Annotated in this window: 12 protein-coding genes; 7 read left to right on the top strand and 5 right to left on the bottom strand. The window is 63.3% G+C overall.

The window, feature by feature from the left end:
- Positions 1-39: 39 nt before the first annotated feature.
- Positions 40-1,227 carry an MFS transporter gene (locus tag CH273_RS00785; protein ID WP_052049163.1) on the bottom strand — a complete coding sequence of 396 codons (1,188 nt, stop codon included), beginning with the start codon at positions 1,225-1,227 and terminating at the stop codon, positions 40-42.
- A gap of 22 nt (positions 1,228-1,249) precedes the next feature.
- Entirely contained in the window at positions 1,250-1,618 is a 369-nt protein-coding gene (locus CH273_RS00780) for a Rid family hydrolase (protein ID WP_032393539.1), read from the bottom strand.
- 84 nt (positions 1,619-1,702) lie between these two features.
- On the opposite strand from CH273_RS00780, the gene CH273_RS00775 reads away from it, so the two are divergent.
- Positions 1,703-2,518 (top strand): TrmB family transcriptional regulator, encoded by an 816-nt coding sequence (locus CH273_RS00775; RefSeq protein WP_032393538.1) that lies wholly within the window; start codon positions 1,703-1,705, stop codon positions 2,516-2,518.
- A 178-nt stretch (positions 2,519-2,696) separates the two neighbouring features.
- Here the strand turns inward: CH273_RS00775 and CH273_RS00770 are convergent, their stop codons facing one another.
- Both CH273_RS00770 and CH273_RS00765 read right to left on the bottom strand, forming a co-directional pair.
- Positions 2,697-4,169, bottom strand: a complete 1,473-nt coding sequence (locus CH273_RS00770) for an MFS transporter (RefSeq protein ID WP_094618290.1) — start codon at positions 4,167-4,169, stop codon at positions 2,697-2,699.
- Positions 4,170-4,255: 86 nt separating this feature from the next.
- On the bottom strand, positions 4,256-4,468 hold the full coding sequence (locus CH273_RS00765; protein WP_094618289.1) for a hypothetical protein: 213 nt from the start codon (positions 4,466-4,468) through the stop codon (positions 4,256-4,258).
- Positions 4,469-4,871: 403 nt separating this feature from the next.
- Here CH273_RS00765 and CH273_RS27305 point away from each other — a divergent pair, with 403 nt between their 5' ends.
- Positions 4,872-5,132: a hypothetical protein gene (locus tag CH273_RS27305; RefSeq protein WP_141216014.1), complete on the top strand. Its 261-nt coding sequence runs from the start codon at positions 4,872-4,874 to the stop codon at positions 5,130-5,132.
- A gap of 913 nt (positions 5,133-6,045) precedes the next feature.
- Entirely contained in the window at positions 6,046-6,414 is a 369-nt protein-coding gene (locus CH273_RS00760; RefSeq protein ID WP_032393735.1) for a histone-like nucleoid-structuring protein Lsr2, read from the top strand.
- Between the two features lie 158 nt (positions 6,415-6,572).
- Here the strand turns inward: CH273_RS00760 and CH273_RS00755 are convergent, their stop codons facing one another.
- A complete protein-coding gene (locus CH273_RS00755) occupies positions 6,573-7,055 on the bottom strand; it encodes a hypothetical protein (RefSeq protein WP_032393665.1) in 483 nt (160 codons plus the stop codon).
- A 1,095-nt stretch (positions 7,056-8,150) separates the two neighbouring features.
- Here CH273_RS00755 and CH273_RS00745 point away from each other — a divergent pair.
- The 4 genes from CH273_RS00745 to CH273_RS00730 all read left to right on the top strand — a co-directional run bounded on the left by CH273_RS00745 (position 8,151) and on the right by CH273_RS00730 (position 12,489).
- On the top strand, positions 8,151-8,519 hold the full coding sequence (locus tag CH273_RS00745; protein WP_141216013.1) for a hypothetical protein: 369 nt from the start codon (positions 8,151-8,153) through the stop codon (positions 8,517-8,519).
- A 111-nt stretch (positions 8,520-8,630) separates the two neighbouring features.
- Positions 8,631-9,479, top strand: coding sequence for a hypothetical protein (locus CH273_RS00740; protein ID WP_032393662.1), 849 nt, complete (start codon positions 8,631-8,633; stop codon positions 9,477-9,479).
- Positions 9,480-9,646: 167 nt separating this feature from the next.
- Positions 9,647-11,404 carry an Eco57I restriction-modification methylase domain-containing protein gene (locus tag CH273_RS00735; protein ID WP_032393661.1) on the top strand — a complete coding sequence of 586 codons (1,758 nt, stop codon included), beginning with the start codon at positions 9,647-9,649 and terminating at the stop codon, positions 11,402-11,404.
- Positions 11,401-12,489: a BsuBI/PstI family type II restriction endonuclease gene (locus tag CH273_RS00730; RefSeq protein ID WP_032393660.1), complete on the top strand. Its 1,089-nt coding sequence runs from the start codon at positions 11,401-11,403 to the stop codon at positions 12,487-12,489. Before CH273_RS00735 ends, CH273_RS00730 begins: the two co-directional genes overlap by 4 nt.
- Positions 12,490-13,258: the final 769 nt, after the last annotated feature.

Genomic DNA, 13,258 nt, shown 5'->3' with positions numbered 1-13,258 from the left:
GAACGCGGGGCGTGGCCCCTGGGGCGAGTCGGGTTCACGTCAGGGTCGTGCGGATACCAGACGGGTGCGTGGTGAGGGGTACGTGAGCGCTGTGGCTACGGCCACAGCGGAGGTAGCGGCCACGGTCGTTGCAGGCCATTCGCCGAAGGTCGCCAGTAGGCTGGCGACGACGGTTCCCAACGCTCCTACGCTGTAATAGATCAGCATGTAGACCCCGAGGAGAGTGCCCGCGCGACGGTCGTCGACAGCGACGACCGCGGCCTGGTTCGCGACCTGGGCACTGAAGCATCCTGCGTCGAAGGCAGCGAGTGCCAGCGTCGTCCAGACCGGATTGCCGAGGGCCACGGTGAGAAGGAGCGCAGCAATGGCTGTGACACTCAGCGAAGCCAGCATGACTCGGCGGCTTCCCCAGCGGTCAGTGAGCTTGCCCGCCGGCCATGTCGCGGCCAAACCGAGAAGCCCTGCCAGGCTGTACAGACCGATAGTCCTCCCGTTCAGTGAATACGGCTCAGCCGACAGTGCCAGGGACAAGCCGACCCAGATGAGATTGAATGCGAAGAACCAGAGTGCTCCACTCGCAGCCGCCAGCCGCAACGATCGGTGACGCATCAACAGTGCCGGGGCGGTCCGCACTACCGACTGCCGACGACCTGCGCCCGACGGCACCTCTCTCGGTAGGATTGCCAAAGCTGCCGATGCAGCGACCAGACAACATCCGGCGAAGATCGCCAGCATCGCCCTCCACCCCCACGCGGATGCAAGTATTCCTCCGACGAGTCGACTGGAGACGATGCCCGCCGAGATCCCAGCCGCGACGACGCCGAGCGCGGTACCCCGCTTGACCGGGTCGGCCAAGCGGCCGACAAGTGCACTGGACTGCCCAGCCACCGAGGTCAGCACCCCGATCAGGACGAACACTGCGATCAGCACCGCAGCGCTGCGAGCCAACGCAGCACACGACAGAGCCGCTGAGAGTGCCAGCAACTGCACCGCGATCACTACAGCGGGCCGCATCCGATCGACGAGCGGAACCAGCATCAGCACACCGACGAGATACCCGACGAGCGATCCGGAGGTGACGAACCCGACGACCGTCAACGATGCGTCCAGATCGGCCGCAACCTCGCCCAACGCCGGTGCGATGGCGTAACCGTTGGCGATCGCGATCCCCGCTACTACCGCTGACACTGCAAGTTCGGCGCTGGTCAGTGGGCGATCTACGGCCACATCATCAACGCGTGCAACACTTTCAGACGGCACGGTGACGTACCGCGATGCACTCGACTTCCACGAGTGTCTCCGCGTCGACGAACGGCAGCGCGTGCACCAACGAAAATGCCGGCTTGACCTCGCCGTACACCTCGCCGTGAGCACGGGCAGCGTCTTGCCAATTCTCGAAGTCAGCGACGACGAGGCGACTCTGCACCACCTCCGACAATTCGAACCCTGACTCGGCGAGGACCGTGGCCACTGTTGCGAGCGCGGAGAGAGTCTGCCGGTACACATCCGGGCCCTCTCCCGCAGTGCCCGAGATGTAGATGGTGTCGCCTGCCATCACGGCACGTGAATAGCCCACCGATGATTCCCACGGCGATCCCGACGAAATACGTGTATGCATCAATTTCCTTTCACTACTTCGGTAGTAACATAGACAGTACTACCAGGGTAGTGAAGAGATGGGCAAGAGGAATACACTGCTCATGTGAACGACAAACCGACATCGAAGCTGCAGTCGGCCCTGATGCGGCTCGGGTTTTCCCAATACGAAGCCAAGGCCTATACCGCTTTGGTGGGGCAGTCTCCGATGAACGGCAGCGAAGTCAGTAAGCGAGCAGGTATGCCGCCGTCGAAGGTGTACGAGACCCTCGCCCGCCTCGAAACCAAAGGCGCGGTTGTGGTGAACAGATCAGAGCCTGTTCTGTACGGAGCTGTTCCGCACCGCGATCTCCTCACCGGGCTCGCTGCGCGATTCGAGGCCGATGTCGCAGCGGCGATCGACGAGCTCGATGCCATGCCCGCTGCCGACCGCGCGGGTTTGGTGTGGTCGCTCTACACGCGAGAATCGATTCTCGACGCATTCGTGCGCCTCATCGACACTGCGCACTCGCAACTGTTCGCCGGCATCTGGGACGAAGAGCTCGACGCTACAGGCCCTGCCCTCGAGCGTGCAGCACAGCGTGGGGTGCAGACGCATGTTGCAATCTACGGTCCACGTACCCTCCGCGGTCCGAAGGTCTATGACCTCTCCGAATGTGGGGCGAGCGCACGACTGAGGCTGTCCGGTCGACGCCTCGCTGTGGCCGTCGCCGACGATGTCGACACCGTCGTGGCCGAATTCGGCGACCGCTCACCAGCGGAAGCAGTGCTGACCACCAATCCGGTCACAGGCCTGCTCGCCGTCGAATACATCAAAGCCGACATCAGTGGACGGCTACTGATCAACGCAATGCCCGACGCAAACTACCGACAACTGCTCGAGACCCACGACATGCAATCGATACTCGCAACCACACCCTGATCAGATGGTGAATTCAGGAGCGCCATCGACGACACAACTACTACCGGATCAGCCGGCTCCACGCACCGCACGGCGCTGCAGTGTCGACGTCCCCGCCTAGTCCGGATAGGGCCGCGCCTGCGGGCCGTCAGGGCTCGCAAGCGCGCAGGGCGGCGGGATCGCGTCCCGGCACGGCCTTTCACGACCGACGCGCACCGATAGCCGCAACGGTCCCGAGCGCACAGAAAACCGCTCCGAGAGCTATCGGCGCTATGGGTCCGAGCACATCGATACCGACAGCACCGGCCAACGCGCCGCCGGCGATCGAGACGTTGAACACCAACACGTACAACGACGTCGCCGCTTCGCGGCAGTCCGGTGCGGCATCGAACACTGCAGTTTGCAACAGCACCGGTAGCGCCGAATACGACAGCCCCCACACACCGACCAACACGAACACGCTCAGTGCACCCATAGGAGCAGCGAGAACCAGCAACACGACGGCCAGGACGGCAACACCCACCACCAGCATCATCGGCGAGCGCGCGGACACGAACCCGGCTAGCGCGTTCCCCGCAACCCCGGCAATCCCATAGATCAACAGGTACCCGCCGACCACGTCCGAGGAGACACCCACACCGCCGAGAAGGTAGGGCGCGATATAGATATAGGCAGCGCACTTTCCGATCACCACAGCTGCGGTGATCAGAAGAACTCGTCTGATTCGACTGCGTCGCAGAACATCTCGAATGCTGCTCGCAGCCTGGGCGGATCGCGACGCGGGCAAGGCCGGTATCAGTACGACAACGGCGGCACCGGCCACCGCCGTCAGACCGGCGAGGGCCGCGAATGCACCTCTCCACCCCACCCACTCCCCCATCCAGGTTCCTGCCGGAACACCGAAGACGAGAGCAAGGGAGATGCCCGAAAAGGTCACCGCGGTAGCTCTCATCCGCTGAGGCTGCGGAACCAGAAGCACTGCTACCGCAGCGACGATCGACCACATCAACCCGTGCGCAATCCCGACCACGAACCGCACCGCCAGAAGCTGCGCATACGACGTCACCAGAGCGGTCGCAGCGTTACCGAGTACGAACACAGCGACGATGATCAGCACCACGGTGCGGCGGTCGACCGCACGCGTCCACCTGGTCGCCACAGGGGCGAGGACGCCGGCGACGATGCCGTACAGGCTGACGGACAGACCCGCGACACCGACACCGACACCCAAGTCGTCCGAGATTGCTGGTAGGACTCCGATGGGCAGCATCTCCGTAGCGGTCACCGCGAACACCGCCAGCGCGAGCACCGTGACGGCAGCCCAGGCCCGAACCGGTGTCAGCATGGACCCGGCACCGGTGACGGAGACGGCGGTTCCGCGGGTCAGGGCTCGGCGTGGGAGCAGCGCATCTAGCGGTGGGGGTACGGGGCATGGTTCGCAGGGTTTGCCGCGTACAGCGGCGCTGAGTGGTTCCGGATCGTCGGTCTTGCCCGTGAGGTCCGTACCGCTTGCGGTGGGTGGCGCTGGTTCGGGTGCGGTGATGGTGGGGAGTTCGGTGGGTGCGTGGTCGCGGCGGCCGCCGGGGACGGTGGCCATGCGGCGGCGCAGGACGTCGAGTTGGGTGGCTTTGTCGAGTCCGGTGAGGTCGGGGATGGCGTTGACGGTGGCCATGGGGATCGACCTTTCGCCGTGCCGGTAGGAACTACCGTCAGACTATCGAACGCGTGTTCGACTGTCGAATGTGCTGGTGAGCCGGTTCAGCGGGGAACGGCGTGGCCGTCGAGGTCGGCCGCGGTGAAGGTCCAGGCGAGGTGCCGATATAGCCGGAGGTCGCGTTTCACCTGGTCGAGGGCGTGGGAGACGGCCGGGTGGTCGGGGTCGTGGCCTTCCGATCGGATGGCTGCGCGCTCGTTGTGGTCCATGTCCGGTTTGGACGCACGGGGCGGTGCGGCGATTCCGGCAACAGTCATTCGTTCGAATGACTGGACGTTCGATGTTGGTGACGGTGTTCGCCAGTGCGCCTCTCGGCAGGTGGCCGCTCGTAGCGGCTGATGGTTGGTACCCGGGGCATTGGGATCGAACGCCGTCGAGTTCTACCACGACAGTGCTGTCGGTGATATTCCAGCCCGTGTGGGAGGCGAAGAAAGGGGGTCCGTTATGCGTAGACCGCACATAGACGACTTCGCTGACGCCGCCGAATTCACGCCAACCTTACCCAACTGACCGAATCCCGCGCCCGTCCACCGCGTCAGGGTGCCGTTCATTCAATCGTTCTAACTAGCTCGGCAGAGGGCTCCGATGCAAAGTCAGCGCGGTACAAATATCCGGCGGGAACCGCTCCCGTGTGCCTTGTCAGATAGTGGAGGGAATTTCATGAAGAAGCGAATCTCAACGGTCGCAGTCCTTGTGGGCCTGCTTTTCGTCCCCGCGGTGGGTGCGACCGCCAGTGGCCAGCCCGCATCACGTCCGGCCGCAACACCAAGCGTTGTGGCCGACAACGTTCACCTCGCCGCTGACAAAATCAAGTGGTGCGTGTATTCGAAGAACAACTACTCGTCGTTCCACGACTACAACTGGGCGGTCGCTGCTTACTGCTGGGCCACGGGAGGCAAGATCCAGGACCGCCGTCCGTGACGGCGGGTCATGGGGGCGGCGCTGTTTCGACAACTTGGGTTCCCTGGCCGTGTCGCCGGTACAGGGCTAGCGCGGCTCTCTAGCGCACTGCGCAGCAGTGTGTTTCGAACACGGGTTTTATCGTGTCTTCGTCGGTATCGCGCTCAGGTCGCGAGTGCGGAGGGTCGGCGTGCCCTGGCCTGGGCTCGACCGGTGCGGGGTTCCCGCGAGTCGACCTGAGCCAAGTGTCGGTCCCGTGAGGCGTTCACCGTCTCGGTTCAGCGCGACCGCGTAGTGGCTGGTCTTGCCGACGTCGATGCCGCAGAACACCTGATAACTACTGTTGTCCAACGTCTCCCCTGCCCTTCGGGTTGTGGTGGTCGGGGGCACCGTTCCCGTCACCCACGTTATGCAGACCCGTCGTTGTAGCCATGCCTCTATCAGCGGTGAATCGGTGCCTACCGATCCGGCGGCGTCACTCGCCGAGACCTGAAGTCGGCCGGTGGCCTGTAAGCCATACCGGATCAGTCGACCAGCCCCCACTGGCCAGGGGCTGGGAAGAAGATAACGGGTGGCCTGTCAACCCCGAAGAGGGAGCTTGCGACCGTGGGTTGACTGGTCGGGGTCCCCGGCATGTCAGACTCGGGCGACTCGTACGACCAAAATGGTGACCCATATGGGGCGGCCCCGAAGGGGACGTGCGGACGCGTTCACGCGACCGAATATTGTTGCACTGCAATGTCTGTGGCTGATTCAATAGCTGACCAGCGGCCCAGCTGTCTTACTTTCTCGCAGCCTGTATGTCCTTTTCCGGGAAATCGAATGCGGCTCGAATTACCGTGTCGATGAAGAATGCGGATATCGACGCTGGTTATCCTTGAGAAGACGAATGCGGTTGCGCATTGCGAATGTGTCGATGAAAGGTTTTCCGGCTGTGGCCAAACGAGTGACAACCCAATTGGTGGACGATATCGACGGGTCGGTCATCGACGACGAGTCCGGCGAAACGATCGAGTTCGCGATCGACGGCGTCGAGTACTCGATCGACCTGAAAGCGAAGAACGCCACCGAGTTTCACAAGAAGCTCGACTACTACGTCGGGCATGCGACGCGGGTCGGTGGCCGCAAGCGTAAGCCCTCCCCCGCTGCCGCGTCGACCGCGACAGCGGCCGGCGGATCGGTCAAGCGTGATCCGGAGCAGACGCGGGCGATCCGGCAGTGGGCATTCGACCAAGGTTACGAGATCAGCGAACGCGGCCGCATCCCGGCCGATATCGAAGAGGCGTACAACGCCGCACACTGACGGGCGGCGAGCCGCCTGCGTCGACGCGAGCGGGCGCCGGTGGTGGTGCGCCGAGCGGGGGAGCTCGAGGGGCCGCCGCAGGCCCCCTCGACCCGGGCCGGGGACGTCGAGCCGCCGGTGGCGGGCACCGTAGGGGTACCCGCTACCGGTTCCGATTTCTAGTCGGTGATGCTCTCCTGGGTGGGGGCGGTCAATGCGTCGTAGCCCTGCTCGGGGGTGAGCGTTCCGGCTGCGACCTGCTCGACCGGAGTTAGGTCGTAACCGTGCTCGACCAATAGGTCCAGGTAGTTGTCCTGGTTCCCGTAGCCGCTGCGCTTCCACCAATCCTTGCCGGTTCCGCTCATCCGTGCCTCGTAGGCGGCAAGGATCTGCGCGAGCAGGATCACCTGCGCGCGAGTGTCGCTGGCCTTGTCGATCACCGGTGCCAGAGCATCGCGTGCGGCGCGTTCTTTCCAGTCGCCCCACCGCTCGGTGGCGGGCTTGTCGACTGTGACACCAAGCAGCTCCGCGAGGTGCTCGGAGGCTTTGTTCTGGGTGAGCAGTCCCGGCTCTTCGACGAGAGTGTCGGTGATCCCCTTCGCGGCACCCTTCGGCAGGGTCTTGCTGGTGAGGAACTTCGACAGGAACTCCTTGCGGACCACTGTCGCGGCGAGAGATGCGACGTTGAGCGCCTTGGTGCGCCGACGCGCGGCCCTCTCGGCTTCCTTCGCTGCAGCCTCGGCGGCGAGCCGCTTCTGCTCGGCGGCCTGGGCGACTGCCTCGGCGTCGGCGGGTCCACGTCACCGGCGGGTGCGGCCAACGCGGCCGCGAGGATCGGCCCTGGCTTCACACCAGCGGCGTCGGGGTCTGAGGTGAAGTATTCCGGCACCCAGACCTCGGCGGTTCCGATGTCCTTGTGGTGGTGCAGTCCGGCCTCGGGCTCTGCCGACAGGTTGTCCTCGGTGTCCCAGTCGATGCTGTCCTCTTCGATAATTTCGCCTGTGGCGGTGAGGGTGTATCGCTCTTCCTTCGACAGCCACAACGCCCAGTGCCCCGCTGCGCCGTCGATCACGGCGTCGGTCACTGGGCCACCGTCGGCGGTCACCAGATCGTCCGCGCGCAGGTACGGGTCGCCGTAGGCCGGTTCTTCCTCGAGGACGGTGAACCCTCGTTCGGCGTAGGGGATGCCTGCTTCGGCGCGGGCTTTGCGCTCAGCGCGGTCGTTGAGCAAACGCTGCGCGGTCCACCGGAAGTCGTACCGCGCTCCTAGGAGCTTCTCGATGGCGGCGGTGTCGCCTTCGGCGTCGAACTCCGCGACGATCGCGGCCTGATCGAGGGTGAGCTGCCCGGCGTCGAGGGCCGCGCGGGCGGTCTGCGAGCGGCCCGCTGTACCTGCGGTTTTCGCGGTCTCCCGATTGTCGTAGTGCACGCAGCGGGCGAGAACGGCCTGTCGACTTCAACATCACGCTCAGCGGCTTCGCCACCATCCGGAGCGGACCAGCGGTGTCGGCGTTCGGAAAGTTGGACTGCCACCACGAGCTGGAGGTCAGACTGTCGACGAGGGCTTGGCAAGCGTCGATATTGTCGACGACTTCGCCTGAACCGACGGCTTGCTCCGCAGAACAGACTCGCCAATCGGACAACCCTCGTCAAACGGCATTCGATGATCGTAGCGATCGATCTGAGCATCGCAGTTGGTTGTGTCCGCTCAGCCAGTTCAGCGATACGTGTCGGCACCTACCTCTACGGTGTCGCGTGTGAGCGAGAGCGACGACATGGGGGTAACTCCGGTGCCCGATCGTGTGCTTGACGAGCTCGCCGACGTTCTGGTGGACAGGGTCGATCAACTGCTCGACCGGCTGACCGATCGAGCAATGTCGGCACCGGTGGCCGGATCGCGTATGTGGGAGTCGACGTGGAAGCAGCGGGACACTGCGGTGGGGCGTGCCCGCGACCAAGAAAGATCTCGCGTGCGGATTGAATTGACGCACCTGGCGGTCGCAAAACTTAGCCCGAAGCACGCTGCAGCCCTCCACGTCCCAGCTCGACAACGGCAGGTAGTCAGGCCCCGCGCTGCGAACACCGGTCGCAATCGGGTCGACGATGCACAGCTGGCCTTCTTCTGAAGATTGCTCTTGTTTCGTGAACGCATCTCGGACCCGGTCGTCAAGTAGCGCGGCATCCCATGTACTTCACTGGACTACAGCAACTTTCGAGCTCGCAACTAGACTCGCGCAATGGATACTTCCGAAGTTGCTCTCATGGTCTCGGGCGCGAGTGCTTTCATCACGCTTGGCGGACTGTTCTGGCAGCTCATGCTGTATCGATTATCAGGCGCGCGGTTGCAGGTTCGACTCATGCCCGACTACCTGGACAGACATCACACTATCTACAGAGGAGCAGGGCGGAGTGGCCTTACAGCCAACTTCGATATGTTCGACGGCCCCGAGGTGTCCAAGATAGGGGTCGAGCTGGCCCTGATCAAGGTCACCAATGTTGGCCGAATTTCCGTGTCAGTCGAGAATATCTCGCTTGATTTCGGGCGCTCCTCATCCTGGCCGTGGAAGAGGGGTCGAAGGAACACCGAGGGGGTCGTCGTCCAAGCATATGAGGGACACGATTCCACGTCGGCTCGACTGGATCCAGGTAGCACCGTTACCGTCATGTTCCCGTTCTGGTCACTCGTCAAGGGGTCCAAGCATCTGACCAGTAAGAGGAACTTCACTGTGCGCGGAAGCGCTACAGCAGCAGGCCGCAGAGCGGACCTGTCGTCGCGACGGCTGTCATGGAAGTTGACGCCGCAGTCAGCGTCGCTGTTTGCGGATTCCGGGGAACCTGACGCGGAATTGCGGGCGTATCGGATGTTATGGCACCAGACCCGAGATAATGAGGGACGCACGAAATTCGGTTCCCACTGGCACGAGATCAAGACTGCGTTGGATAACGGCGTGAGCGATGACGAGCTGGTGGAGATTTTCGATAATGCTCACCCAGAGGGGGGCGTTTACATCAGCCTCCCGTACGACGTGAGGGCTGCGTACAAGGATGCGGACTTGCGAGAACAGCTTCTACCGCTGGTCTACTAGAACAATAGGGGCAACCGGGGGCGGCCGTCAGTGGCGCGTTCGAGGGGGAACGTGACAGGGCTTCTAATCTCTTCGCAACCCGGGCGCCGGTCTTGCCACGAATTTGACGTGAGACCGTCGGCGGCGGTTGTGGGATTCCTGTGCGAGGAGCAGTTAACCTCCTTGGCATGGAACCGTCGACCGCCATCTCATCTGCGGTGTCCGCACGAACTCTCGGCGCGCGAGGTTCGCGGTCTTTGGTCGGCTCGTCCGACCCCGCCGCTGAGCTGACTCCAACAGCTGCTGCAGTGCTGGCGGCCATTCCGGCATGGTGGTCGGCCAGAGCGACGATGGCGGGTCTGAGCGGTGACTGGCTTGATGTTCACTGGGCACTGGGCACAGAACCGCCTTTGATCCTGTCCGACGCCCCGCCGCTGGAGCTGGAGTGGGGTCCGCTCACCCCCGAGGCTGTCGGTGCTGCGTACGTTGACTCGCTCGCACCGGAGACCCGGGCGCGTCATGGTCGGCATTACACCCCGCATGAACTGGCCGACCAGTTGTGGTCGATGGCGCGTTCGGCGGTCGGCTTCAAGGCACCGCTGCAGCCTCTCCCCGGGCTGGTGCTCGACCCCGCGTGCGGTGCTGGAGCGCTGTTGCTGCCAGCGCTTCGTGAGCATCTTTCAGCGAGCATTGACGGCGGCACCGACGGCCAGGCGGTCTTGAGTGGCTTGTCCAGCGTCATCGAGGGGGTCGACACTGACCCTGCCGCGGTGTGGGTGGCCAACGTGGTGATGGCAGCGGAGATGCTTCCGCTACAGGCACGAATTCCTGAGGAGCACCGACGGCCGTTCCCGCTTCTCGCAAAGACGGACGACGGTCTGAGGGAGCGCACCGACAAAGCTCGAATTATCGTGATGAACCCTCCCTACGGCCGAGTCCGACTGAGCGCGGACGATCGAGTGCGCTTTGCTGATTCGCTCTACGGCCACGCCAACCTGTACGGCATCTTCATGGCCGCAGCGGTGCAGTCGATAGACGACAAAGGTGTCGTCGCGGCACTGGTGCCGACATCGTTCACAGCCGGCCGATACTTCGAGCCGCTCCGGCGACTGTTGGCGCAGCGAACACGTCTGCAGGAGATTGCGTTCGTAGCCGACAGATCGGGCGTGTTCACCTCCGTCCTTCAGGAAACCTGCCTGGCAACGTTCACGTCGCGCAAGATTCGTCGTACGACTATTCAGACAATTGGGTCACAGACCACCTACGTCGCGACAGTCGCGACGCCCACCAGCGGTCGGCCCTGGGTACTTCCTCGACGTTCGGACCTCGCGCCCATCGCCGCCGCCGCAGCCGCACTGCCGCTGTCGGTCGCAGCCGCTGGATGGAAGGTGAGCACAGGCCCTCTGGTGTGGAATCGCAGGAAGGACGATCTTCACGCTCGTCCGGCGAACGATCGTCATGTGGTGTTGTGGGCAGCAGATATCGATGGAGGCGTGCTTCACCGCGATGCTGCTCGCGCCCACATGCGTTATCTAGCAGTCAAATCGCCCGCAGACTCGAAGACGATGCTCACCTCTGACCCTCGCATCCTGGTGCAACGAACCACTGCACCCGAGCAGGTCCGACGACTGGTCGCTGCCGAACTGACCCAGGAGCATCTCGACAGCTTCGGCGGCTCGGTGGTCGTGGAGAACCACGTCAACGTCCTCCGACCCGCTACACCGGAGCCACTACTCTCGTCGGCGCTGCTCACGCGACTACTGGCAACCGACACCATGGACAAACTGGTTCGGTGTATCTCGGGATCAGTTGCGTTGTCTGCCTACGAACTCGAATCGGTGGCGTTGCCTGCCGTAGAAGTTCTCGAGCAATGGGAGACCTTGTCCGGCGAAGCTCTCGAGTCCGCCGTCAAGGGTGTCTACGGATGTGCGGAAGCCACGCTGTGAGACCGATCATCACCGCGTCAGGCGCTACCGAACGTTTGCTGCTGATCTTCCCCCGGGAAGCATTCGATACCGTGATGTCCAGCCCGCTGGCAGGAGCCGCGGTGTCCGCGATGATCTACGTGGACTCGATCGCGACCGGCAACGATTCCACGACCTTTTGGGCCCGACCCTCGATGGTCATGTGGATGTCCGAAGAGATGCGTAGTCGCGACGCCGAAGACGATCGCATGCAGTGGCGCGAGGCAGCCGCGAAGACAAACAAGGATCTCGTGAAGGTTCTCGACGAGTGGGGAGTGCCCACAGCCCCTGGATACGCCGACAACTCACGAGAAACATTGCGTGACGAAACCTTCCGAAAGTGGCGCGAGAACAGCGCGATTCGAGAAAAAGCAGGTGTGCCGAAGAATTCGGGCAACGGCCGCTGGGCGCTCGAACCGCATTTCGCCGACCTGTTCGACCCTGGTCTATCTGGGGATCAACTCGTCTTGCAAGTTGTGCAGTGGAGGGAGCGTCACCTTTCTCCGGCCGCCAAACTGAAGGTCCAGTTCGCAGCGCAGGGACGCCAGACTGAGCACGCAGTCTCTGTCACACTCCCGAACGGGGGTGGCGTTCGCCCATTGGAGTCCGGCAAAGCGTCCTTGATCCTCAAGAGCGTGGTCGAGGAGTGGGCGGCCGTGCGACTGACGACACCGTACGTGGTCACGATCAGCGAGCCGGGTGACAAGGTGTTCACCGCCGATGCCAAGCTGCTCACCTACCTTCAGATCACGATCAATACACAGGCGCTCCTACCGGATGCGTTGATTGCCGACGTGGGCGGCGACGATGTCCAGTTCTGGTTTGTCGAAGCCGTCAACACGGACGGTGAAATCAACGAGGCGCGTAAGCAGTCGCTGCTGACGTGGGCGACCAGTCAAGGCATCAACCCTGCGCACTGTCACTTCCTGACCGCATTCACCTCCCGAACGGATCCAGCTGCCCGCAAGAGGCTCAAGGACCTTGCCTCGGGAACGTACGCATACTTCGCCGACGAGCCAGGACACGAACTGGCCTGGTACCGGCTCGTCGACGGCACGGATACGTAGGTCGCTTCCTGACGTTCACGCCGCGATCGCGGTGGGGTTTCCCGAACGGTAGGGCGTACCTCGGTGGGGCATTGCGTAGAGCACGTTGGTTCGACGCCTGGCCAGACAGATCAGTGCCGACCGGTGATCTTCGCCCTCTGCCCGTTTTCGGTCGTCGTACTCACGGGAGGCTTGATCGCGCAGCGAGGCGAACGCCGAAAGATAGAGTGCACGTTTGAGTCTGATGTTCCCACCCCGTCGTCGGTGCTCACCACGGATGGATGTCGCAGAGAAGGTCGTGAGCATGTCTGCGCGCAAGTATTCCGCCACCCTATTGATGGCTTTAGGGAGCGGACCCAACGCTGGAAGGCCAGGCCTTGAGCCTCGCCGCCCCAGCGTCTCCGACTCCGCCCCGCGCGGTGTTTGCTCCGCCGCCCAGCACGCTGATGGCGGAGGGAACCTGCGCAGTGGGTCACCACAAAAGACGCTCAGGACAAGCGCCACGAGTTCCGATTCCGAGCGCCACAGGTGCGCGGACGGCGGGTGCCTGAGATCGAGCGGAGCGGCCTGGGAACTCTCGGACATCCACTTGAGGACCGTGTCAGATTCAGAGTTGGGGGGCAACCACACACGAAACCGATTCAACAGAGCGCGCATCCGCGTTCGGGGCGGTTAACATGAGCCATGAATTCCGGGGGGGACAGAACACAAGCCGACCAAAAATCAATGGATTGCCGCGTCCATCATCATTCCTGTCGTGGCCGCTATCATCGGGGCGGGCGCGCTCATC

This window comes from Rhodococcus sp. 05-339-2 (assembly GCF_002258965.1).
GTDB lineage: Bacteria > Actinomycetota > Actinomycetes > Mycobacteriales > Mycobacteriaceae > Rhodococcoides.
This window is presented reverse-complemented; position numbering and strand designations above follow the sequence as displayed.

What these genes read in the sequence shown, in the direction of transcription:
- CH273_RS00780 (WP_032393539.1), bottom strand. Translation starts at nt 1,618, where the DNA reads ATGCATACACGTATTTCGTCGGGATCGCCGTGGGAATCATCGGTGGGC.
- CH273_RS00770 (WP_094618290.1), bottom strand. Translation starts at nt 4,169, where the DNA reads ATGGCCACCGTCAACGCCATCCCCGACCTCACCGGACTCGACAAAGCC.
- CH273_RS00765 (WP_094618289.1), bottom strand. Translation starts at nt 4,468, where the DNA reads ATGACTGTTGCCGGAATCGCCGCACCGCCCCGTGCGTCCAAACCGGAC.
- CH273_RS27305 (WP_141216014.1), top strand. Translation starts at nt 4,872, where the DNA reads ATGAAGAAGCGAATCTCAACGGTCGCAGTCCTTGTGGGCCTGCTTTTC.
- CH273_RS00740 (WP_032393662.1), top strand. Translation starts at nt 8,631, where the DNA reads ATGGATACTTCCGAAGTTGCTCTCATGGTCTCGGGCGCGAGTGCTTTC.
- CH273_RS00735 (WP_032393661.1), top strand. Translation starts at nt 9,647, where the DNA reads ATGGAACCGTCGACCGCCATCTCATCTGCGGTGTCCGCACGAACTCTC.